The 23074-nt window shown below is 65.9% G+C and carries 15 protein-coding genes (1 of these 15 running past the window's edge); 14 read left to right on the top strand and 1 reads right to left on the bottom strand.

The window, feature by feature from the left end:
• From D5S18_RS23210 to D5S18_RS23280, 14 genes are all read left to right on the top strand, one after another.
• Positions 1–11967 carry the 3' portion of a WXG100-like domain-containing protein gene (locus tag D5S18_RS23210; RefSeq protein ID WP_120043194.1) on the top strand. 39915 nt of this gene lie to the left of the window's left edge, so only the last 11967 of its 51882 coding nucleotides appear in the window; the start codon falls outside the window, past its left edge; it ends in the stop codon at positions 11965–11967.
• 108 nt (positions 11968–12075) lie between these two features.
• Positions 12076–12495, top strand: a complete 420-nt coding sequence (locus D5S18_RS23215) for a hypothetical protein (RefSeq protein ID WP_120043195.1) — start codon at positions 12076–12078, stop codon at positions 12493–12495.
• A gap of 222 nt (positions 12496–12717) precedes the next feature.
• Positions 12718–12966 carry a hypothetical protein gene (locus D5S18_RS23220; protein WP_120043196.1) on the top strand — a complete coding sequence of 83 codons (249 nt, stop codon included), beginning with the start codon at positions 12718–12720 and terminating at the stop codon, positions 12964–12966.
• A gap of 148 nt (positions 12967–13114) precedes the next feature.
• On the top strand, positions 13115–15205 hold the full coding sequence (locus tag D5S18_RS34980) for a WXG100 family type VII secretion target (protein WP_158607940.1): 2091 nt from the start codon (positions 13115–13117) through the stop codon (positions 15203–15205).
• The gene (locus tag D5S18_RS23235; protein ID WP_120043199.1) at positions 15202–16002 is read left to right on the top strand and encodes an ESX secretion-associated protein EspG; all 801 of its coding nucleotides are present in this window, start codon (positions 15202–15204) and stop codon (positions 16000–16002) included. Before D5S18_RS34980 ends, D5S18_RS23235 begins: the two co-directional genes overlap by 4 nt.
• 5 nt (positions 16003–16007) lie before the next feature.
• Entirely contained in the window at positions 16008–16352 is a 345-nt protein-coding gene (locus tag D5S18_RS23240; RefSeq protein ID WP_120043200.1) for a hypothetical protein, read from the top strand.
• 30 nt (positions 16353–16382) lie between these two features.
• Entirely contained in the window at positions 16383–16670 is a 288-nt protein-coding gene (locus tag D5S18_RS23245) for a YbaB/EbfC family nucleoid-associated protein (RefSeq protein ID WP_500797143.1), read from the top strand.
• A gap of 114 nt (positions 16671–16784) precedes the next feature.
• Positions 16785–17105, top strand: a complete 321-nt coding sequence (locus tag D5S18_RS23250; protein ID WP_120043202.1) for a hypothetical protein — start codon at positions 16785–16787, stop codon at positions 17103–17105.
• Complete coding sequence (locus tag D5S18_RS23255; RefSeq protein ID WP_120043203.1) at positions 17105–18415, top strand: hypothetical protein; 1311 nt, start codon at positions 17105–17107, stop codon at positions 18413–18415. The genes D5S18_RS23250 and D5S18_RS23255 overlap by 1 nt, the downstream gene beginning before the upstream one ends.
• 12 nt (positions 18416–18427) lie before the next feature.
• Positions 18428–18748: a PE family protein gene (locus tag D5S18_RS23260; protein WP_120043204.1), complete on the top strand. Its 321-nt coding sequence runs from the start codon at positions 18428–18430 to the stop codon at positions 18746–18748.
• A 26-nt stretch (positions 18749–18774) separates the two neighbouring features.
• Positions 18775–19800, top strand: coding sequence for a PPE domain-containing protein (locus tag D5S18_RS23265; protein WP_120043205.1), 1026 nt, complete (start codon positions 18775–18777; stop codon positions 19798–19800).
• Entirely contained in the window at positions 19797–20582 is a 786-nt protein-coding gene (locus D5S18_RS23270) for an ESX secretion-associated protein EspG (RefSeq protein ID WP_120043206.1), read from the top strand. Before D5S18_RS23265 ends, D5S18_RS23270 begins: the two co-directional genes overlap by 4 nt.
• Positions 20583–20666: 84 nt before the next feature.
• On the top strand, positions 20667–20984 hold the full coding sequence (locus tag D5S18_RS23275) for a WXG100 family type VII secretion target (RefSeq protein ID WP_120043207.1): 318 nt from the start codon (positions 20667–20669) through the stop codon (positions 20982–20984).
• A gap of 28 nt (positions 20985–21012) precedes the next feature.
• Complete coding sequence (locus D5S18_RS23280; protein WP_120043208.1) at positions 21013–21321, top strand: WXG100 family type VII secretion target; 309 nt, start codon at positions 21013–21015, stop codon at positions 21319–21321.
• Between the two features lie 74 nt (positions 21322–21395).
• Here D5S18_RS23280 and eccB read toward each other — a convergent pair whose 3' ends face one another.
• Positions 21396–22895 (bottom strand): type VII secretion protein EccB, encoded by a 1500-nt coding sequence (gene eccB, locus D5S18_RS23285; protein ID WP_120043209.1) that lies wholly within the window; start codon positions 22893–22895, stop codon positions 21396–21398.
• Between the last annotated feature and the right edge of the window lie 179 nt (positions 22896–23074).

Raw genomic sequence — 23074 nt, forward strand, 5'->3', positions numbered from 1 at the left:
GCCGATCAACCTGCGCGCACGACTGGCGCCGGCACGGAGCGCGCACCGGAAGATCCTGCTGGCCACCATGATTCGTCCGCACCGGCTCGGACAGGTGCGGAGCCCGAACCGCCGCGCACCGAGTCGAACCCGGTGCCTCGATTCGAACTGGGCGGCGATGGACCCGGTGACGCCGAAGACATGCGGCAGCGGGTTGCCGCGGCACTGGGATTTATGAATGCCGAGGATGTCGCGCCGCAGGTCTCCGAGGTCGTGTCGAATGCGATGGCGGTCAGGGGCGGTCCGGTCGTCGTGGAGAGGCACGACGCAGGCAGCGTCGTCCGGATCAAGGTCGGCCCGAACGGGCACGAACATACGACGGTGACGATTTCGAAGCCTGGAGACAAGCGCACGGTTCAGCTCGAAATGACTGCGGGCAAGGATGATTCGAGCTCCGCCGAGCATGCGGTGGCGCGGTTGCGGGAGCTCACACGGGACTGGCGCGATCCCAACGGTGAACAGGCCGGTCACGCGGAACGGATAACCGCCGACCTTGTGCGCGATATGCAGGCACAGACCGCCGGGGACGGCACGGTGTCGATCACAGTGAGCGGGTCGCCGGGCGCGCGACTGCTCGCGGTGGACGTAACCGATAACGCTCCCGACAGCGCCACCGTCAACGCGGTGCGGGCACGCGTCCTCACCGAGTTGGCGGAATACGCGCACCATGCGGACGTGGAGGCGGTCAGCGACCGCGGTGATCCCGCCGACGGCATTTCGGTCCACTTCGAGTTCGAGGAAAACACCGCGCGCATCGGTTCGGGCCGCGAACACGAGACCCCGTGTGGCTATGCGACGTTGCACGCCGACCCGGCGCTGCACGCCCGCCAGAGCGGTAAACCCATCGAATGGGGCCGAATCACAGTGCGGGACGGCGTGATTCTCGACGCCGACGGAGCACCGTTGACCACCGCACCGACCGGCGATCATTTCCTGGCCGCCGACCCGTGGGATGTCCGATACACCCGAACCGACGACCCCGGCGGGCTTTACGGCACCTTGAAAACGCCGTCCGAGCTGATCTTCGCCGCACATACCGTTATCCGCGAAGGGAAACTCGTCGCCATCATCGGCGATGTCAACGAATTCCGTGGCGAGCCGACAGCGGACCCGCGTGAGAAGGCAAACCAGTCGGCGGCATACGCCGCCCAGGCGCTGCACACCTTCAATGATCTCGGCGCGGATATCTCCAGGGTCGACAAGAATGGCGAACCCCAGGGCGCACTGTGGCGCGACGGTGGCCGACCCGATCCCGCCGAGGTCAGCAGCAGTCGAATTCGCGCCGAAGAGATGTTCACCGGCTACGACCACGAAACCTGGTTCGGTGTCGAAAAGGTCGCGTACTCCGAAGATTCTATGACCGTCACGGTGACGATGAATCGTGTCGTCGGGGAAACCACCACGGCCACCATCACTTTCGGCCGCGAAGGCGACCGCTGGACCGGGCGGTACAGCGATATCGAACTCAGCTCGGATGTCGAACGCTCCAGCGCCGACCTGAACAAGCTGAACCGCCACCTGAACGATTGGCTCGCTGGCGGTGTCGATCGCTCCGCCATCGATCAGGCGCTGGCGGGCAAGCTCCCCATCGACTCGAAGCCATCCACTTCTGCTGTACCGCAAACGCCCTCGCATGATCGGTCCGCGTCGAATGGGCGCGGTGTGCATCCTGGTGCGTTGCCGGATCGTCGTATTCCGACTGCTGCGGATGCTTTGGATGTACCGGGTGGTAAGGCTGCTCGGGGGGAGATGAGTCCTGTTGTCCCGAGTCGGCCGCGTCAGCGTGGTCGGCTCGGTGATACGGGTATCGAATTCGCCGACGGTGAGCAGGTGGATTGGCGTGGGCACGCCAATGACCCCCGCAATCGGAGGGCTGCGAATTCACAGGCCGATGCGCCGATTCACGGCGCAACCGAGGCACCGAATTCCCCTACGGACCAATCGCCCCCGAAGGCGGTGGATCCGCGCATCGGGTGGGGCAGGGCGACCGCGTCGGAATCGGTGCCGGAGCACGTGTCGCGCGGTGGGGACAGCGATGCGGCTGCACGGAGCAGTGGAAATGCGGAGGCGACGGAACCGACGCCGGATCCGGCAGGATTGCGCGCCCTCAAGAAGCATCCCAGTCTCGATCTCCTCGAGAAGTGGATGGAAGACAACGGGCGCTCCCTCCCCCCGAATAAGAAGGACTTCGAGGACTTCACGCGAGAGTGGGAAAGGTCTGAGCAAGAGCGTCGTTCGGCCCGGAAGCAAGCCGGCGAGCCGTCCGCCGCGGCGGCGGACGGCGAACGGCCGGATCTTGGTCGGTCCGGCGCGGCTGAGGCTGGTGGAGCGCGGCAGGATCCGACTTCGACTCGTGAAGACTTGACACGGACCCGTGTGGATTTGTCCGAAGCCCCGACACAGGTTGTGCTTTCGGAACGGGAGCGGGAGGTTGTCCGGCGTGCCGCGATGCGAGCCGGTGCGGGATGGGTCGCGCCGGAAAGCAGAGCAGACGCTGTTCGAGTCATCGACGAACAGTTGGCTCGCGAGCAGTCGGCGGCGGAAAAGGCGCAGCGTGATGGTGTTGCGGCGGCGGAGGAGGAGTTGCGCGAATCCGCAACGGAGAAGCCGACGCTCGTGGCCAAAGGTGGTCCGGTCTTCGATGATGTGCGAGCACAGGTGAACAGGGTTGATGGACTCGGAGACCATGTGCGGGTCGACGAAGTACGCCGTTTCGATTCGGGTCGGGTGGAGGTAACGCTCACACTGGGGCAGGAAGGTGGCCCGCAGAGCACATTGACGCTGGTATTGCCCGAGAATGGCCAGGATACAGTTCATTTCACCCACTTCGACCTCGGCGAAAAGGCGGTCCGAGCGGCTGAAGCGTTGTATTCCCGACTGGAGCCGTTGAACAAGCCCGGTGGGCCGGTGTGGTCGGAGCGCATCGAGCAACGTTGGGAATTGGGCAGCGGTACGGTCGGAATGGGCGTTGTCCAATGGGGCAGTTTCGCGCGCTTGCAGATGACGGAGTTCATGAAGGACTCCGGATGGACCGAGGCACGCACAGAGTTTGCGGCAGAAATGGCCGACGGATTGATCCGCAGCCGCTTGCGCGTATCGGAGAGCGGCGCGATGATTCGTTGCACGACCTTCGGCGAGCCCGGCGAGCGGGTGATGCTGGTCGAGGTTATCGACAGCGGCGGCGCGCCGACGAGCCTTCCGGAAGGAGCGGGCGGCTCCGAGTTGCTCGCGGACAACCGGCGATCCACCTGGTTCGTCGTACGCGAGGCAGCCCTTCCCGACCATGCGGGCGGTCGAAGCGCTCGCCATGAAAGTGGTGCGGCGCGTGAGGACCTCGGTGGTTCCCGTCCGTCAACTGATGAAGACGGGGTAAAGCCGGTCGGCGCGTCCGGTCGCGATCCGCGGGCGAGTTACCGTTTGACAGATGACACGGCGGGATCGACCCACCTGCCCACTGACGACAGCCCTCCCCACACGGTGCTCGCGCAAGGCGTCGACCGCGAACCCGCCGGTGACACCGCCAAACCCGCCGCCGCGGAAGCCACGCCCACCAACCCGCTCGGCGACGTTCTCAATGCGGGCGGGGCCACAGTTGCCGAGGTGTTCGGACGTGCCGGCACGGAGGTTCGAGTCGATCTCGTCGAGGAAATCGCTCCCGGCCACTTCAAAGTAGCGGTGACGCTGGAGGGAGGCACCACGGCAAAGGTGGAGCTGAAGGGCGAATCCGGCATCGTCACAGCGCGTGTCGTCCACCTCGAGTCGAGTGCCGATCCGGTGGTCGCCGCGCAGCGACTGCGTGAGCTGTTCCACGGTGTCGAGCCCGCGTTCTCCGATGTCGAGTTCAAGCCGGAAGCGCAGGAACTCGCGGCCCGCTCCGACCGTGGCGCCGACTACGATGCCGGCAAGTTGCTGCGCCGATTGATGGAGTTGAAATGGTTCGATCCCGAAGGGATCGGCCAAGCCTCGGCCCGCCTCGGCGGCATGGTCGCAGATTCGCTGCATTCCACCGCGGGTTCGGTTCATGTCCGGTGGGCGGTGTCCGGTGAACCGGGCCAGCGGCGGTTGCTCATCGAGGTTGTCGAGACCCCCGATCCCACGCGCGGCCGTGCGGAGAATATCGACGCAACTGAACTGCCCGATGGTCGGCAATCGAGGTGGTTCGTTGTTTCCGAAGACAATCGCGGTGGTGCCCGCGCGGCCGATCATCCGACCCCGCCCGCCGGTGACGGTGGTCGAAACCGCCGGACGGAAGGCTCGGAAACCTCTGCACCGAAGCCTGATTCGCCTTCCAACGGTGCCACACAGCCATCCGCCGCCGACACGGGAGCCTCATCGGCTGAGTCTCCGTCCGACGGATACGCAGGTGAAAACAACGCGGTGAAGCTCGACCGCTCCGCCTTGGCTGCGGCCGCCGCGAAACTGGGCGCCGGCCGATCCGGTGCGGCAGACGCGCCGGAACACCTTGCACCGGAGTCTGATTCACGGCCCGCCAATACCGCACAGTCCGCTGCGGACACCGCACCGCCCGTCGGTTCCGCAGCCGAGTCTCGGCCCGACAGACACGGGGAAACCGCTCGCACAGAGCGGATCACCCCCGCGCAGGCGCGGGCCGTTATGGCGGAATCGGCCGCACAGCCCGGAAAGGCCACCGGCTCGTCCAACACCGACGTTGCGCCGACTGCTGAACGCGCCGCCGATCCGGAGCCTGTCGACAATGGACGGCAGACCCACAACGCGGAGCGGATCAACCTCGCCGAAGTACGCGCCGCCGCAGCGCGACTGGCCGCGTCGCGCGGCGACAGCACCTTCACGAACAAAGCGGACGCGCTCGAACTGGGTGGGCGCGCCGACCGCCAAGACAGCGCGGCCGCGACCAACTACAAGCGTGGCCCCGGCAGCCCCGATCACAGGTTCCATCCCGACGATGGTGGCTACCAGCCCTCGGGATTCGACGCGGCGGCACGCAATGGCAATTCGTCGTCCGGTGCACACGTGTCGCCGGAAGCGGAAGCATCCGGCACCGGTCCGGCGAAGCCCGAAGCGCAGCATCCCGAGGTCCTGGATTCCGGCGAGTCGCGTCCGATGCCGGGCGAATCGCATGAGGAGCGCCCCACTACCGATCCTGCGGTGGATCCTGTTGGTGCGGGCCGCGATTCGATTCCTGAGGCATCGGTCGACGAATCGCGTAAGGGGACGGAAGCCTCGGACGCACCGGAACTCGACCCGCAGGCAGCGCGTCGCGCGAAGATGCGGAAGGTCCTCGACCTACTTGTCTCGGGTGGGGAAGTCGAGCCGCCGCCATTGACTCCCGAGGAGCGTGCCCTGCGCGGCGCGGGTTTGATACTGCCGCCGGATATGCGAGTCACCGAACAGCTGAACAAACCCGTCTCCGCCGAGGCATCGCTGCCGGATGCTCCCGCGCATGCTGAGGCAGGCGCATCCGGCCATGATTCGAGGCCGTCCGCGATATCGGGCGGCGAAGCCCGCGAAGGCGATTCCGGAACTCGGCGGGATGAGGAGATGCCCGAGAATGCGCGTGCTCTCGTCCTGGCGGCGAACCGGCTCGGGGACTGGGTGTACACGGCTCCGCCCGAAGAGCAGCAGCGGATTGTGGCCGAGCAGATCGTGCTGGACACGGCCCCTGTTCGGGAAACGGCGCGATTGGTGCGCGATCTCGGTCCGGGCTATGCGCTCGGCGAACCACACACCTCCGGCGACGGCCGAACCTATGTCCCGGTGACGGTCGGATCCGGCGAGGCGACAATGGTGTGGACACACCAGGACTCGCTGCTCGTGCATGTCGAGGATGCGCGCCTGGGCACCGACGCCCCGGCTGCGGCGGCACGGCTGCGAGAGCTGTTCCCGCTGATCGCGGATCGCTTGCCCGGTACGGACTTCACCGAGAGCACGGTGAGGACGGGCGGGTTGTCCTTCGGCGTTCCCTCGGCGGAGCTGGGATCGCAACGTCAGGTCGAGTTGGTGCGAGCGCACAACCGGATCGCGGGTGAGTTGCGGAAGCTGAGCTGGTCCAGCCCCGAGGCGATGCGCGAAGCAACCCACCGTCTCGCGCGACTGATCGCGGGCGCCGAGGCGGATCCGCACGGGTCGTACGAGGTCAGATGGTCGTCGTTCGGTCGCAGCGGCAAACGGGTCCTGCTGATCGAGGTGATCGACGATGCTCCGGTGCGCGAAACCGGTTTCGTCTCCGAAACGGCCGGTGTCACCGAATCGGAGGGCAGGCGTTCATCGTGGTTCGTGATCCGCGAATCGGAGGCTCAGGGCCGTGGGCGGGACGAGACGTCGCCCATCGAGGCACCGGAAGCCACTGGCACGCCACATAAGTCGGGTGGCGAAGAGGTAAACCCCACTCGAGGCAGTTCGTCAAGCGGCATTGAGCCGAATGCGGAACATGAAGGTGCGCAGCCGGTTCGGGCGACATCCGGTTCGCGTGCGGAGCATGGCCCCGAACTCGATGCCACTGCGCCGCACACATCGCCTGCTGAGGCACCCAATGCGACGGAACACGATCCGCACTCGGCCGCCGATGCGCAGCACGGTGCGGAATCTGCTCCGGCAGCAGGGGGCAGTTCCTGGGCGGTCGAACCGTTCCAGGATCTCGGCGAGGGCTACCGGGTCGGTGCGGTGCGAATGCTCGACCCGAATCGTGCCGTCGTTCCGCTGACGGTCGACTCGGCGGATGGCACACCGCGACAGGTCAGCTTGCTCATCAGTCGCGAAAACGGCCGCCGCACCGTGCATTACGCAAGCGTCGAACTCGGTGCGGAACCGATCGGGATGGCCGAGGCACTGCGAGAACTCGATGCGCACCTGTTGAATGCGGGCCTCACCGTCGCCGAGAAGTCCGGCGTTCGAGTCTCATTCACCCTCGAGCCCGCCGAGGGCACCACGCCGGACGAGCGTGAGCGCCTGGCACCCAAGCTACGCGAGGCGGCCGTCGAACAGTTGAAGGAATGGGCCTGGGTCGGCGAGGAAAAAATCGGCGATGTCGCCGTTGTCGTTTCCGAGTACGCCGCCAATGCGCTCGGGAATTCCGATGGTCCGGTGACGGTCGTATTGACGGCCTCCGGAAAATATGGCTCGCGAAAACTGTTCGGCGAGGTGATCGACAACAATCCGAACCATGCGCCGGAAGAGTACGGCCGCCCACTCGGCGAGGGAGAACCAAGCGATCCGCTCGTAATGTGGTCGGACGAAGCGATCGACACCTTCTTGGAAACCGCGAGCGAACGCGGTCGCGGACGAGGTATGGCCGCCATACTCTCCGACGCGGTCGGCGTTCAGGATATCCCCGGCGGCAAATCCACTTGGTTCGTCATCGGTGAGGAAAGAGGGAAGGGCGAAGGTGGCCGCCCCGACAACCATCCCGATGGCGGCCCGGTGGATCACGATGCGGGCGGCCCGAATTCGCTACCGGATCGATCGGTCGATGTGAACGATCGAGGATCCGTTGACACGGTGCCGCTTGCCGAGAGCGGTCGCGGGGACACCGAACCGGGTCCGGATCGGGCGCGGTCGCTGTCGGGTGGCCCGGTGACCTCCGAACAACCTGCCGAACACACACGGGAGTCGGATGTCACTGCCGCGGAATGGCATCTAAAGCCCGGCGCTACGGTGCTGGAGCATATCGACAGTTTCTACGACCGTCACCCTGAAGTGCGGGTCATCGTCATGAAGCACGATTCGGCTTTTGTCCCCGAACTCGTTGGTGAGTTCTTGCTCGGTGTGCACGAGGCCATGGTCGAGCACAGCTGGGATGTCGGTCAGATTGTAATCGGCAACGTGCGGCCGCATTCCAGATCGGTGATCGACGTCGTTGTCGCGGTGGAGGGCCACGAATCGTCTCTGCCCCCGGCGGATTGGCGCGATCCCACCCAAACCCGGCTGTCCACCAGACATTTCGCGATCGATCCCGCTCGGCTTGCCGATCCGAACGCGACACCGGCTTCCATTCGGGACGAAACGAGGCGCGCAGTCGGTCGCGCACTGGTGCAGCTCGGGCGTTGGCGTGCCGAACCGCTGGTCTATGACATTGTCGAGACCGAGTACACCAGGGCATTCGGTAAACCCGCGTCGGGTCCGGAATATCAGCGCACCGTCGCGGAACTTTTCGGCGAATCGAGCCTGCTGCCGTCAGGGGAGATCGACACTATGCAGGCCCTGCTCACTTCGTACGCGTTCGTGGCGAGTGGACAAGCGCCGGGACACCCCATCTATCAGCCGCTGCACGACGCGGTCGTTCGAGAGTATGAAAGTGCGCGTGGCCGCACCGCTGTCGAGTCGTGGGGTCCGCGCGATCGGCCGAACCTCCCGGAGACACTGGAGATCATGGCGGCGCTGGAACGCGACACGGGTTGGCGCGCCATCGGTCTCGACCTGCCCGGCGTCGATATCGAAGACATCCGGGAGTTCGATCGTGTGGTTCGCCTGCTACATCGGATCTTCCCCAAGATCGATCCCCAATTGATCGGATTCGCGCCGATGGTGATCGACGACGCGTTCGGGTTCGTCACCCACGATCTCGACTTCACGAAGCCGCGTTCCGGAATGCTCGGCCTCTCCGAACGTGGAGTGATCAATCCCCGTGGCCTCGAAGCCATACACGACTCCAATATTATGACGAGGTATATGTCGGGTGGGCCAGGGCGACCGATTCGCGGGGTGGTTCTCCACGAGGGTTTGCACGCGGTAGCCGATACTGCGGGCATACGAAGAGACCCGGCAGGAGAAGCCGCTGAAAGTGCCGAACTGCGTGGCAGGTTGGCGGCCAGATTCAGGGAACTGCGTGCGGCCGGTTCGATCGATCCGAACGTCACGTTGCCCAAGTGGATCAGGGACGGGTTTGCCGGGTATGGATTCCGTCCGGACGGAACCTGGGACTTGCAGCACATACTCACCGAATCCGGCATGGCGGTACTCGACCGAGGTCCGGCCCCGACAGAGCCGGAACGTGTGGCGTACGAATACTTGAAGAGCCGATACGATGCCGCACCCGACCCCGTAGGACGCCCGAGGCCCGAACCTGTGGCTGCCAACGGGGCCGCCGACCGGATCCGCCCCGCGACAATGCAACTGGAGAACAGGCCCCGAGAGGCGGGTGGCCACCGGCTCGATGGCGTAGGCGAACCGGGTTGGGCGATGCTGCCCGGTGACCGCAAGAACCGCATCGGGAAAGAGTTCGCCGGTGGGCCGGATGTGCCGCCGTCCGCCCGAGCGGATTGGCGTCCGGCGGAGGCGACTCCGCAAGGCGGCTCGACCGGATCCGGCACGTGGCGGGAGACTCCGGGCGCCATGGTCCCCGCATCCGGCCACGACCCGATTGAACCATCTCGGCCCGCGCAGCCTACGGCCCAACCCGATCAAACCCGCTCTGCCGCACCGCCGCTGGTTGATCGGCTGCCTGCCGCAGAGCAGCGCGGACGCGCGCGGGCGAAGGGTGAAGATGCCGGGCGCACCGAAACACGCTCGAAAGCAGCGGCCGAGTCGAGCGAAGACGCCGAATCGCCGCGGCAGCCTGCCGCCGATCGGCAGCACAGCGGCGCGGATTGGTCCGATGCGGACTTGGAAGCATTCCGCGATATCTTGAACCCGACACGCGGAAGGTATTCGCCCGAACCGACCGATTTCGCGGAGAAATCGGTGGGTGATGATCGAACAGCATCGCGTCGCAAGGGTGCGGTGGCCGAATCGGGCGCGCACGCACCGCATTCGGAAGCCGACGCCGCGGACTCCGATCGGTGGCGTCCATCGCGGTTCAAGAACCTGACCGAATTGGTCCGGATGTTTTCCGGGATGCATTCGGGTATTCGGGTAGCCGGATTCAAGGGTGCGTCGATGGTTCCGGCTCATATAGTGGAGTCGCTGCGGGTCGTGCACGAAGCGGCTCGTGATCACGGCTGGCACGTCGATCGAATCGACGACGCCGATTCTTCCGGGGACGCATCGAGGCCGAATACCGGTGTCCTGATGAAGATCAAAGGTATGGAGTCGAGGAATCCGGCGGATTGGCTGGATCCGAGCGAAACTCTTATGCAAGCCGACACCCTATATATCGACCGTGCGACGCTGACCGACTCGAATCTTTCTCCTGGAGAAGTGCGTACCGAAGTCCTGCGCGCAGTGGCCGATGCCATGGTGCGAGTCGGCCGCTGGCGAGCCGAGCCGCAGGTTTACGGAATTTTGGCGCGAGCATACGAGGCGACACATTCGGGGCGGGCCGATGGTGCCGAATACCTGCATTGGGTGAAGGAACAGTTCGGGCCGAAGAGCGTCGACAGCGCCGGGCAGATCCGGGTTCGCGAGGTGCTGACGCACGCCTACGCGGCGGTGGAGAATGGGGCGACCGAACCCGTCCACCTGGCACTACACGATGTCGTGGTCGCGGAGTATCAGCGATGGCGGGGGCGGAAGGCCGGTGATCCGCTGGTCGACGGAGGCGTGGATGCGCCATCGGTTCGTGTGGGCAGAGCACTCGGCGACGCACTGGCGCGAGACTACGGTGTCGAGCCGGTCGGATTGGATATCCCCGATGCCGATCAGCATGCGCTGCACCGTGCCGATTCCGCGTTTCGGTTGTTCGCCGACTTCTTCCCCGGTGTACGCCCGGAGAAGTTCGGTTCGTTGCCGATGGAGGCCAATGGGGCGATGGCGACAAGTGATCGTGATGTGCCGAATCGGTCCGTGCACCTCGCCCTCTCCGAACGGATTCTCATTAATCCGGCGCTCGCTGACGGCATGCGCAAGCTCGCCGTGCAGGAAGGTTTCTGGTCCGGGCCGCCGGAGCATGCCATCGAAGCGCTTCTCGGCCACGAGTTCGCGCACCTGATAGCGGACGTCGCCAAAATGTCGACCGATTCTTCCGGCAAGAATTTGGAAATGGCGGCGGCATACACGGAACTCCGAGCCAGGTTCGCCGAGCTCGCCGCGTCGGGCGAAATCGATCCCGCCACCCCATTCGAAACCTGGCTTGCCGAGGGGACCAGCGGATACAGCAGGCACAACCGGGGCGGGCTCGAGATTCACGAGGCGTACGCGGAGGCATTCGTCTCGGTGTTATTCAACGGACGGCATGCGAGCGAACCCGAAAAGGTGCTGTTCCGGCGCTTGATGCGACGCTATGAGGCAGCGGTCGAATCCGACGGCGGCGCGCATCGACGCCCGTCGGAGCCGGTGAGTGCTCGAGCCGGGCATGAACCGTCCCATCCAGTGGCGGACGAACCCACCGAAGGCCGGGTGACGGGTAAGCCGCCCGTTGAGAACCTGGAACCCGCTGCACCGGACCATGGTTCGGAGCCTCGCGCCGGGGTCAACCAGGGCTGGATTCGCCAGGTATTCGAGGGTGTCGCCGGATTCCACCCCGGCGCGGCGCGGACGACCCCGGCCGATCAGCTGGTGATTCCGGTGCAGCACGTCGAGAACGGGGAGTTCGACGTCGTGCTGACGCAGGATGGGGCTCGCACTCGCGGGCATGTCGAAAACGTGGTGCTCGGGACGAATCCGATTCCGACGGCCGAGGCCATGCTGGGGTTGTTCGAGAAAATGCACCACGAGATCCATGGAGAGGTCGGCCTGCGGGAAGGGGTATCCGTCGGTCGGAATCTCGATGCCGCGCCGGGGGAACGGCAGGCCGACACGCACCGGCTGGTCGCTACGGCCGAGAGCAAGCTGCGCGACTGGAATTGGCTGCACGAGGCGCAGATTCAAGCCGTGCGCGCCAAAGTCGAGAATATGGCCGCGAACTCGTTGGCGCATACCCGAGGCGTCGTCGACCTCCGGTTGACCGCCCTCGGTCTGCCGGGCGAGCGGGTGCTGCTCGTCGAGGTGCGCGACGATGGCGAAGCGGGATCGCCCGGACGCAGAGCGACGTGGTTCCTCCTGCGCGAGTCCGATGGTGGCGCACCGCTGCGCTGACGGGCGAATCCCTGTCATGTCAACCGGGGACGCGACGACCTCCCGAGAACCCGCACCGCGCACCCTCGCAGCGCACAATAGTCACCGACGGTCGATCCGCCGCGTCACATGATCAAGGGCGCGCTCCGCTTCTCGGGGCGCGGCGTCATAGTGACGATTCGTGTCCGCCGAACAATCTCGCCGCCGCATTCGGTGATCCGCCGTTGGTGGGCAAACCTGTTGTGGACAAATAGATTTGAGCTGGAACTTTTCGACTCCGAATTGGCCGCCGCCTGGTCCGAATTGTGCGAGAGCCACCTGCCCGCACCGTTGACCCACATCGCGCGCACCGAATTCCACGACGACCACGAGCGCAAGCTCGTCGCGGTTCGTGCGAGCCTGCGCGAAGAGTTCGCTCCAGTGTTGCGTGAAACCGCCGCCCGGACATCAGAGTCGCGGTGCGCACCAAATCAATGGCCCGCGATGCCCAAGAAATTGAGGGCTGCGTCCGCCTGCTCGCCACGCGAAAAAACCAGTGCGCCTTCCTGATCGAACAGCACATCGGCCGAATCATATGGAATGCTGAAGGATTCACAATTGCCGAATATTCGGTCACCGACCTGGCCCGCGCCATAGTCGCAGCCCGCCGCAGACGGAGCCCGGCAGGAGGCCGGATGTCGTGCCGGATCATCCCCATGAGACCGGGCTCGACTACGAATACGGCCACTCCATGGTGCACGACACCTTCGAGGGCGGAATCTCCACCAGGGCATGATGGTTCGAGCGCACGGCCACGGACGCGGTGGGAACGATCGAGATGGCGCAGGCGTACTCCCGCTTCGGCCCGCGGGGCATCCCGGCCACACCCTGCATTGGCGTGATCTGGCCGACGATGGACGCTACGCGGCCATAACCGGCCACCCCGCCGCCGCAGTCGGCGCGAGCGCCGAGCGGATGGCCTCCCTGATCAATTCGGGCCTGATCACGCTCGTGCGCGCCCTCCGCGACGACCGCTCATGACACCTGTCGTAGCACCGTAAAGAACCTCAAGGGCTGGTTAAGTTCCCAGCGCCGGCAACCCGCGGTCGCCCAAATCATGTCACGATGAGCGCGAGGTCGGAAACGTCCGGCGTATGTGCGGACCGGCGTGGTGGCTAGGAGTTGTCCAGTGGGAGATGAGCAGGCCCCGTGGGCTGGGCTACAGAGTCAGGCACGCGGTGACGGCAAGGGGCGCGGCCGTACGATCAAGTTCGACAAGAACAATGTCAACCAGGCAGGCGACGTGGTGCACGCGCTGGCGGATCTGCTGTCCATCTACAGCGCGGCGGCCCATGATCTCGGCGGCAAATCGAAAATCGGTGGCTCGAGTGCCGAGGTCGTCTCGAATATCACTGAGAACGCCCACCACTTCGGAGAATTCGACTCCGGCGTTCGACTTTCGGATCTGTTCCGCGATGCCGCAACGGATTTGGTGAACAACCTAATGCCGAAGTATGTCGAGGCCGCGACCCATATCGGTCGCGCCTTCCTCGATGCGACCAAGGAAATGGTTGGCACCGAAGAGGAGACGGCCGAAGAATTCAAGAGGTTGGTGTCCGGGAGCAAGGCGGGGGAGAAGTCGCTCAAAACGGGAGCGGATCGTCAGGAGTACACCTACAAAACCGATCGCGGCGACGCGCCGACGACCGTCAGCACCTATGTCCACACTGCGCCTCAGCAGCCGTCCTGGACGACCTCCGGGAGCGACGGGAATAGTCTGCCTTCGCCGGTCCCGAGGGACGAGGGCAGCAAGTCGCCTTTCGCGAAGTCGAAAGGCGACCCCAAATACGCAGTGCCGATGTCGCATCCGGCGCGCTATCCGGGTGCGGTGGATCCGACGAAGCTCGCAGCGAATCCAAATGTAGTCGTGCCCGAGAATGCCGAGTCCTTGACCTACCGCAGGGCGGTCGAGCTCGGACTCTCACTGCAGGGGCGGTCGGCCGCATTGAACGGGATGGCCGGGGACTGGAACCGGATAGCGGCGCGAATCGAAACCGGCACCAGGGATGTGCACTACAAGATTACGGACCTGACGGCGCCCGGCGTTTGGGAGGGCAACACAGCGACCACTGCGAAAGCCGCAGTCGATGCTTATGTCGGCGCGGCGAACCAGTTGACCGATGGGATGCGGGAAATAGGAAGACTGCTCTCGAACGGCGCGGGCTGGACTTCCGTAGTGCACTCCTACATGCCGGTGGGCGGGTCGCCGTACGCGGATCCGACCCCGGAGGTGGAATCGCAGATAATGGCGGTCGCCAGGGAGGCATACTCCGGCTGGTACATGGAGGGCGTCAGAGCGACCTCGATGGTCCCGAAACTGCCCCCGCCCACTGGAATTCAAGGAGCGGCTCCTGGCCCCCAGTTGCCGGGCGTGCCGGGGGAAGGGGTTCCCGGCGGTATTCCGGGCGGCATGCCTGGTCTCGGTGCCGGGCCGGGTGGCGGTGCTATGCCACGGGTTCCGAAGATGGGCGATATGGCGGGCATGACCGGTCTCGCAGGCGGTGGTTCCGGACATGTCCCGTCGACGGTACCGGCGAACTATCTGGACCCCGAATCAGGCAGAGCGCAGGCTGCCCGCGCCGCCGCCCAATTGGAAGAGCAGGGCCGGGCCGCCGCGGACCAGGCCAAACAACGCGAGGACTGGGCCGCCCAGCAGCAGGCCGCGAATGAACAGGCCAAGCAGCAGGCCGCCGAACAGCAGGCCCGCCAGCAATCCGAGCAGGCTGCCCAGCAGGCCAAGCAGGGCATGGACCAGGGCATGCAGGCGGCTCAGCAAGCCATGGCCGCCGCAGTGGATGCCGCCAAACAAGCGGCGGCCAAGGGCATGCAGGAGCAGGCCAAAGAGTACGCCGCGGGCCTTCCGGGCCTCGGGAAGCCGGATATCAATGGCGCCGCCGGACTCGGCCGCGGTGGCGGCGGTCCCGGTGGCGGCCTCGGCGGTGCCACCCCGATGTCGCGCGAAGCACTCAGCGCCGCAAAGCTTTTCCCCCGCGCCAGCCTGCCCGGCCAGGCGATCGCGGGTGCGAACCCATTGGCCAGGGCCGGACTCGCGGGTCCAATGTCCGGCGGCCCCGGCCCCGGACCGCATCCTGGCAACGCTGCGGGCGCCAATCAGGCAAAGGATCCCAAGAAGGCCGAGTATCTGAAGTCGGCGGAGAATCTCGAAGAGGCACTGGGTGATCCGGTGATCGTGACCATACCCGTGGCGGGGCAGCAGTGAGCCGCACCTGGAAGTTCACCGATTTCGAGTTCTACGCGCTCTGGCGCGACCTGACTCACGAATCATTGCCGTGGCCGCTGTCTTTCACCACCGACGTCATGGGCGCCGATGAATTCGAACGCCGAATGCGCGAGGTGCTCGACCGGGCGCGCCTGGCACTGGATCCGTCCTTCGCCGAAGTGCTCGATACGATCTGGCGGCCGGATCTGCGCATCGCGATCAATGGCTTCGATAGTCGTGCCCCGCGGGAACCGCGACATCTGCTGCGGGTGCTCGCCGTGCGCAGGCGCGAGCGCGGCTACCTGGTAACCCAGTCGCCCGGCAAGGAATATTCGTATGCGGCCGGATACACCGTCACCGAATGCGAGGCGATCACCCTCGCCGATGCCGCCGTTGAGCTCATGCCGAAGGCCGATGCGGGTAAGCTCGATGCCATCACACTCGCCCGGTCAGGGGGTGGCGACGACGAAATGGCGTACAGCTACGGTCGTTCCGCGGTCTTGCGCACCACCTCGACCGATACCGTGCAGGACCAAGCGGCCCGGCTCAAACGGTTCATGGATACCGCCGCCCCCAGTGTCGGCACCATAGATATCGTCCAGGGCCGTTCCATCTATGGCCCGCGCGGCATCACGAGGCATCAGCTTCAATGGCGCGATCTGCTGGACGACGGTCGCTACGTCATCGAGGATGGTGATCCACCGGTCGCCGCCGCGGCCGATGGGCAGCGCTTGATCAAGTTGATCAACGCCAGGATCGCCGCCATTGTGCGGGTGATCAAGGACGAAGGTGCCTGAATGCCATGACAACACCAGACCAGCCGACCATAGTCGAGTGGGCCGCCGCCTCGCGTTCCGGTGCGATCACCGTGCGCACCACCGAACTCGGCCTGCCGCTCGGCATTTCGATCGAACGCTCCGAACTCGGGCGTCCCCCTGCGGAATTGGCGGCCGACATCCTGCGTTTGTGTAGACACGCCGCCAGTAGGGCGGGTTTGGCGCGGCGCGCGGAGCTGAGCGAGGCGGGTATGCCGCCCTCGGCGCTCGCCCTGCTCGGCCTCCCTACGCAGGAAGAGGTGGCTCGTCAAGAGATGGCCGAGGAGGAAGAATACGAGACGGAGCCACAGAGCTGGCTGCGCTCGGTTTAGCGAGAAAGCTGGAGCGCCATGTACGAAACCATGGATGAATTGATGGCGAGCGTGCAGCGCAGGTTGTATCGGCTGCGCGATCTCGCCGACGATATGGGTGCGGTCACCGCGAGTGAAACCGCGCCGGACGGTTCCGTTTCGGTGACCGTCGACGGTAATGGCGCCCTCGTTGATCTCCGTTTCTCGCAGGCGATTTCGAAAATGTCGCCTACCGATTTCGAGAAGGCGCTGATCGATACCGCACACGCGGCGGCGGCCCGTGCGTTCGCCGCGCGCGGTGATCTGATCAATGCCTTCAACGACGAGATCCGCGAGTAGACCGCACTATCGTTGATACAACCTTAATTTTGTGCAAACCATCTTCCATGACCGGCAATTCGGTTGGTATGTTGACCGAGTTGTTCAAATGCATTACAGGATCGGGGATTTCAAATGAGCGACATCCTGGCCGTGCCCAACGCGATGCGCGGCTATGCGGGCGCCACCGCGAGCATGGCGACGTCGACCGCCGTGGCGGGCACCTTCGACCAGTTCGCCACGATGGCCACCGCCGCGACAGTCTTCGGACTGATCGGCCAGGATCTGCTGGCGTCTTTCGCTCTCGCGCAGGCCAATACCGCGACCTCCACCTGCGAGCTGGCTCATGTCTGGGCAGAGCACGCGCACTCCACGTGCTCTGGCGCCGACACCTATGAGGTCACCGAGGACCTGTCGGGTGCGCACTTCACAGCTCTCGAGCGTCGGCTGCCCTGATGACCGCCCCGCTCGACCAATCCATCCTCGATCTGCTGCGCGGCAGTTCGCTGGCCCCGCTCATCGACCGCCCGGTCAATGACATCCTCCGCGATATCGGCCTCGGCCCGATTCCGGATATCGGCGCCATGCCGCCGCTGCCCGGTCTGCCGCCGCTGCCGATCATCGATCTCAGCGCGATCATGCGCCCCTTCACCGATCTTCAGCAGAGCTTCGGCACCGGCGTACTGAACAACACCGGTCCGGGTGGCGGCGATCCGATGCAGGCGCTCGGCGGCATCACCCAGGGCTTGCAGACCGCAATGCAGTTGGGTAGCACGGCATTACAGATGGTCATGCAGCTGTGGCAGAGCACCGCCGCCATGCAGGCCGCGAACAAGGCGGGCCAGGCCGCCCAGGACGGCACCGAGATCGCCACGCAGAGCGCGCAGGAGAAGACGGTGCTCGCCGACGGCGCGGGTTCGGTGGCGGTCGGCGGCGCGCTCATGGCCGCGGTGATCGCCAAATACATCGCGACCATGACGGCGGCCTCGCCGCTGCTCGCCTCGCCCGGCGGCCAGTACTTCCTGGTCGCGCAGACGGCGGAGAGTCTGGCCGAGGCCACCGCCACGGTGGTCAAGACCCGCACCGAACTGGCCGCGCATTCGGCCAATATGACGGCGGTGGGCCAGAAGGTCCCGGTCACCGCGGCGCCGGTGGCCGCCGACACCTCGGCTCAGGGTATGCAGCAGATGATGCAGATGGTGCAGCCGCTCATGCAGATGGCCCAGACGGGTATGCAGACCGCGACTCAGCTCGCGCCGCTGCTGATTCCGAAGACCGATCCGGCCAAGGAGTTGGCAGCCAAGGAAGCCAAGGAGAAAGAAGACCGCGAGCGCGAACTCTCGGTGGACGGCGCGCCGCATTCCGGTGCGGGCGGCGGCCCCGGCGGGTTCGGTGGCGGCCCCGGCGGTTTCGCGCCGGTCGCGCAGCCGCTGGCACCCTGGTCGGGCACGCGCGCCGCGTCGGTCGGTCCCCTGCCGGGCCTCACCGGGTCGGCGTCGGCACCGGTCATGGACGCCTCGGTGGCGCGGGCCGCCGCGATCACGCCCGGTGCGGGCGCGGCCTCGCCCGGCATGATGCCGATGGGCGGGCCAATGGGTGCGGCGGGGGCCAAGGAAGCGCACGATGCGAGCACCGTGACCAGTCACCTGGTCACCGGGCAGCACGGCGACGAGGTCGTCGGGAAGCTCGATGGGATTTCGCTGCCGGTTGTCGGTGCGGCCGAATCCATTTCCGATACACCCCCCGACAAAGAACTGACTCTGTAGAGGAGGGTTGTCATGGCACAGGAATTCCACGGTGTCAGCTTCGATCCGGCGGCCGCGCGCGATGCGGCCTTCCGGCTCGACGAACTGGCCGACCGGCTCGACACACAACTGAAGGACGGCGCGCCCTCGCTCGCCGTCGCGGCCGCGGGCACCGATGAGGTGTCGCTGCACGCGGCGCGCACCATGTCCGAGGTCGCCGCCTCCTACGGTGACAGCGCGGGCGCGGGCGTGCTCGAACTGCGCAAACTGGCCGCGGCATTCCGCGCCCAGGCCGACGGCCTCGGCAAGGTCGATGCCGCCAGCGCGGACACCATCGGCTCGGCCTCGGCCTGAATTCGATTGGGGCACACGGAGCAGTGATGATCGAACCACCGCAGCCCGGTTTCACCGGTGTGGTCTGGGAGGCCCGCGAACCGGACCGGATGACCAGGGAACTGGCACTCGGTCCCGGCGTGGCCCCGATGGCCGAGGCCGGGGTCACGTGGGCCAAGCTCGCGGCCGCCTTCGGCACGGCGGTGCTCGACTACGACCGCATTGTCGCCTCGCTGCACGGCGCGTGGGAATCCGGGTCGAGCGGTGAAGTGCTGCATCGTGTGTCCAAACTGCGCGAATGGCTCACCGATGCCGCCGCGGCGGCGGCCCAGAATGCGGTGCATGCCGAAAAGCAGGCCGCCGCCTACCAACTCGCTCGGCTCACCATGCCGAGCGAACTCGATGTTGCCGCCATCAAACAGGCGCAGCAGGCGCTAGAGGCCATGACCGCCGGACTCGGCGCGCCGATCAAAGCCATTGCCGCCCAGGCTGATAGCGATGCCGATGTGGCGAAGGCCGCGGCCTCGCGCATAATGCGCACCTACGAGGCCGCCACCGAGCCATTGGCCGTGCCGTGGCAGCAGGAACAGCCACCCGTAATTGCCTCCGGCGAGCCGCTGGCGGCCGAGCAGGCGGGCGCGCAGGCGGCCGTCCGGCCCACGGCCACCGTGCCCGCCGGGATGTCGGGAGGTGTCCTGCTGACGGGACTGCGCGGCGTGGGTGGTGTCGCGGCGCAGCGCAAGCTCGGGGCGTATCGCGCGCCGGTCGCGGCCGAGGCGGTGGCCGCCGAGGAAGCCCTTGCCGCCCATCCGATTCCGGAGCTCACGCCGACTACCGCCGCGACTTCCGCCTCGGGCGCGCCCATGGCGCCGCTCGGCGCGGCCGCCGCGGCCGGGCAGCAGGAGCAGACCTACCAGTCGCGTGCCGCCGCATCGGGTGATGCGATCGGCGCCGATCTGGGCATAGTCTCGGCACCGGCTGTACTCGGGGCCGCCGAGACCGCCGCACCGACCACGGCGCCGCAACCCGCCGCCCCGGCTCCGAACCAGGCCACCACGGGAGGCGTGGCATGACCCTGCTGACCAATGACGGTGTGCTCGCCGCCGCCCAGGCGCTTGGCGTGCAGACCTTGCCGGTGGTGCTCTCGGTCGCCCCGCACCACGATGCCTTCGCCGAATGGGAAGCGGCGAACCGCGCGGCCCGATCCTGGCTCGAGCGCAGCGGCCTCGTCGACAGCTATGGCGAACTCGACGGCGAACTCGCCACCGCCATGCACACCCTGTCCCAGCCCGATTGCGAACTGAATGCGCGGATCTTCCGCGGCGGCCCGCCCACCCGAATCTGCCTGGCGCGCCGAGGCGAACAGCACGCCATCGCCATCCGCACCGGAGACGACTACGACATCCGCACGCTGTGGTGCGACGGTTCCGGCGCGAGCCTGGCCAAACCGATCACCGACGCGCTCGGCTCGGCCCAACCCGCCGACCTCATCAATTTCAGCGCGCCTTCCCACGACTTGAGCGAACGCCTCGCAGCGGCGACGACTTCCGCGGACTACGCGGATGCCGTCTATGCCCTCGGCGTCGCCGCCCACGACGCGACGAACTACGGAATCGCCTTCGCGTCCTGTCACGCTTACGCCGAAATAGTGGTCTGTGCCCACGAGTTCGGCGTGACCACCCGGCCGCCCGGCGCGGTCGCGGTGTACGACACCGGGCGCGGCCGCGTGGTCGCCGCACCGGGTGTCGCCGCGGACCAGCAGCTCTGGTCCACTGTCACACCGGGCACCGATCATCGTGTCGCGCAGGCGATCACGGCGCTGATCGAGACGTTGCCCGTGGGGAGGTGGCTGTAGCGGTAACAGCGGTCATCTCACACTCGGGTGACGCCGCTGCGGCGTCACTGTTCGCAAATTCACTCTTTTGAAAGCAGGTACATCATGTCGGTGAAAAACGATCCCGCATCCCAGAAGGCCAGCAGCGACATGCTGGGCTCCGTCGCCAAGATCAAAGAAACGATCCGGAAGGTGAGCGACATGGTCGACAGTGCGGGCGGTGGCTGGGAAGGCGCTGCCAAGCAGGCGTTCGACAAGGTGCACGCCGACTGGGACCACAGCGCGCTGAAGCTGAACCTGCGGCTGGACGAGATCGCGAATAACGTCGGGTCCGGTGGCAAGAAGCTCGATGCCACGGAGACGAACAGCGCCCAGAAGATCGCGGCAACCGGCAGCCAACTGAATATGGGCACCGGCGCGTAGGCAATCGCAAAAGACTTAGGAGAAGAGCATGGGTTACAACGCCGATAAGACGCACTACAACGCCGCGACCATCGAGGAACTGCATGGCGCACTCGATGCGGCCTTCAAGGCACTCGATCACGAATCCGCAGAGCTCAAGAGCCACGGCCAGGCGCTTGCCGCAGCCTGGGAGGACAACAAGTCCCTCCAGGCATATCAAGCTTCTCAAGCGAATTGGGACAAGGATTATGCGGAGGCCAAGCAGATCCTGTCCGATTTCGGCGTCAGTGTCAAAGACGCTTTCGACGAAATCAGCAACGCGGATCAGCAGATCAGCTCCTGGTTCGAGGGTGCCTAACGCTCGCGATCTACCATGACCCAGGCAGGGCGGGGTTGGAACTTCTTCCAGCCCCGCCCTCTTGCGTGTGTGTCCTATTTCTCCCGCCCATTGGGCAAGGTGTCATAGCTGCTCAGCGCATCGTGCTTGGAAAGCGTCGGCCCCGGCACGAATTGGCCGACAATTGCCCAGGGTGCGAGTTTCGGTGCTTTGCCGAGACCGAGTACTTCGGCGGTCTCGATATCAGGTATCCCGTAGCGAATCCCATTGTCCGCCAGATAGAACAGGCTGCCTCGGCGCGGACTGCCCGCCTCCATACCGGTGATCCGTACGAATTCGCCGGTCGACGGCGGAATGTAGGCGGCATCGGTGCGATCACCGACACCATCGGCACTCGACAACTCCACGGGCTTGGCCGAATTGGCCAGGGGCAGGCGGGCTCCCGCCAGCAGGCTCACCGAAGCCCGATCGCCGGGACTGTCCGCGACGCCGCCGCTGCGCTGTGTCTTCGACCAGGAAACGCAGCTCACCGGTGCATCCTCGGCGGAAAGAATCCGCGGTGCGGCGGCGGGGAAGTGATCCAGTGGTAGTTGATGCGACACCGGCATATTCGTCAGCACATCCGGTGGCATCGGCTTGATCTCCCGCATACCTTGCGAATTCGCGGTGCGCAGCACCTGCGCGGCGAACTCGCTGATCTTCTGCACGCTGTCGGCCAGCACCACATAGAGTTCGGATTTGGCGTCGCGCGCGGTGGCGCCCACCGCGATCACACCGCCAACGGGAATATCGCTCAGGCGCCCAGGCCCTGGCTGACCGGCCCCTGGAACATTCGGTGAAGTCAGTGGCGGCACCGCCTCGGCGGCATTGAGCAGGCCCGGCCCGACCGGGCGCGGTTTGGCCGCACCGAGATTCAACGCCCGCGCGATCACCGAGTTGTTCGGATCGATCTCGGCGCGCTTGCCGTCGTAGATCAGATACGTCGTCCCGGAACGCTGCGCGAGCAGTGCCTCATCGGACGCGGTGCGCTTGATCCGGTCGTTGAGATCCGGCTTGCTGCCGAAGACGGTGGTGAGCACACCGGGCGAACCGACCGCGCTACCGGTGCCCGAGAGTTGCACCGCCTCGCACACACCCCAGTCCGACCGCCCGCCATCGCCCGAACCGGGCAGTGCCGCGGGCGCGCCGGGGATGCCGAGCATCGGCCCACGCGCGAAATCCGAAAGCTTGCTTTCCTTCACCGAATTCGGACTCTCGGCATCGCCCGCGATGAGCCGGGCCGAGGTGAGATTGAGCGCCGGGTGCAGCACCCGATTACCTTGGGCGTCGGCGACCAGCACGTACAGTGCGCCGCTCTCCTTGCCGATGATGATTTTGGTGTCGCCCACCGCGCCGAGCGGCTTCAGGAAGGCCAGGATGGCGAATCCCGCCACCACCAGCACGCCGAGGACCGCACCGACCAGCATGGAGCGCGTCTGCGAGCGCATGGGGTCGTGCAGCATGCGCACATCGCGGCGCACCAGCGCGTGGTCGAGCCGCCGCAGCAGGAATCGATATCCGTTTACCTGTGCCCTGGTGGTCAGCTGAGCCGGCACGTGCTCTCCATTTCAAGATCTCTATCACGCAGTATCCCGAATTCGGGTCGGAACTCCCAACATTGGGAAGTTCGAGACCGGAAACTCCTGGTATGCGCGGCCGAAGCGGGCCGACAATACAAACCAACCGTATCGACCCGGCGTCGGCTGTCAATCGCGGCACCGCGCGCCGCCGCGAA

The sequence above is a fragment of the Nocardia panacis genome (assembly GCF_003598715.1).
GTDB classification, from domain to species: Bacteria; Actinomycetota; Actinomycetes; order Mycobacteriales; family Mycobacteriaceae; genus Nocardia; species Nocardia panacis.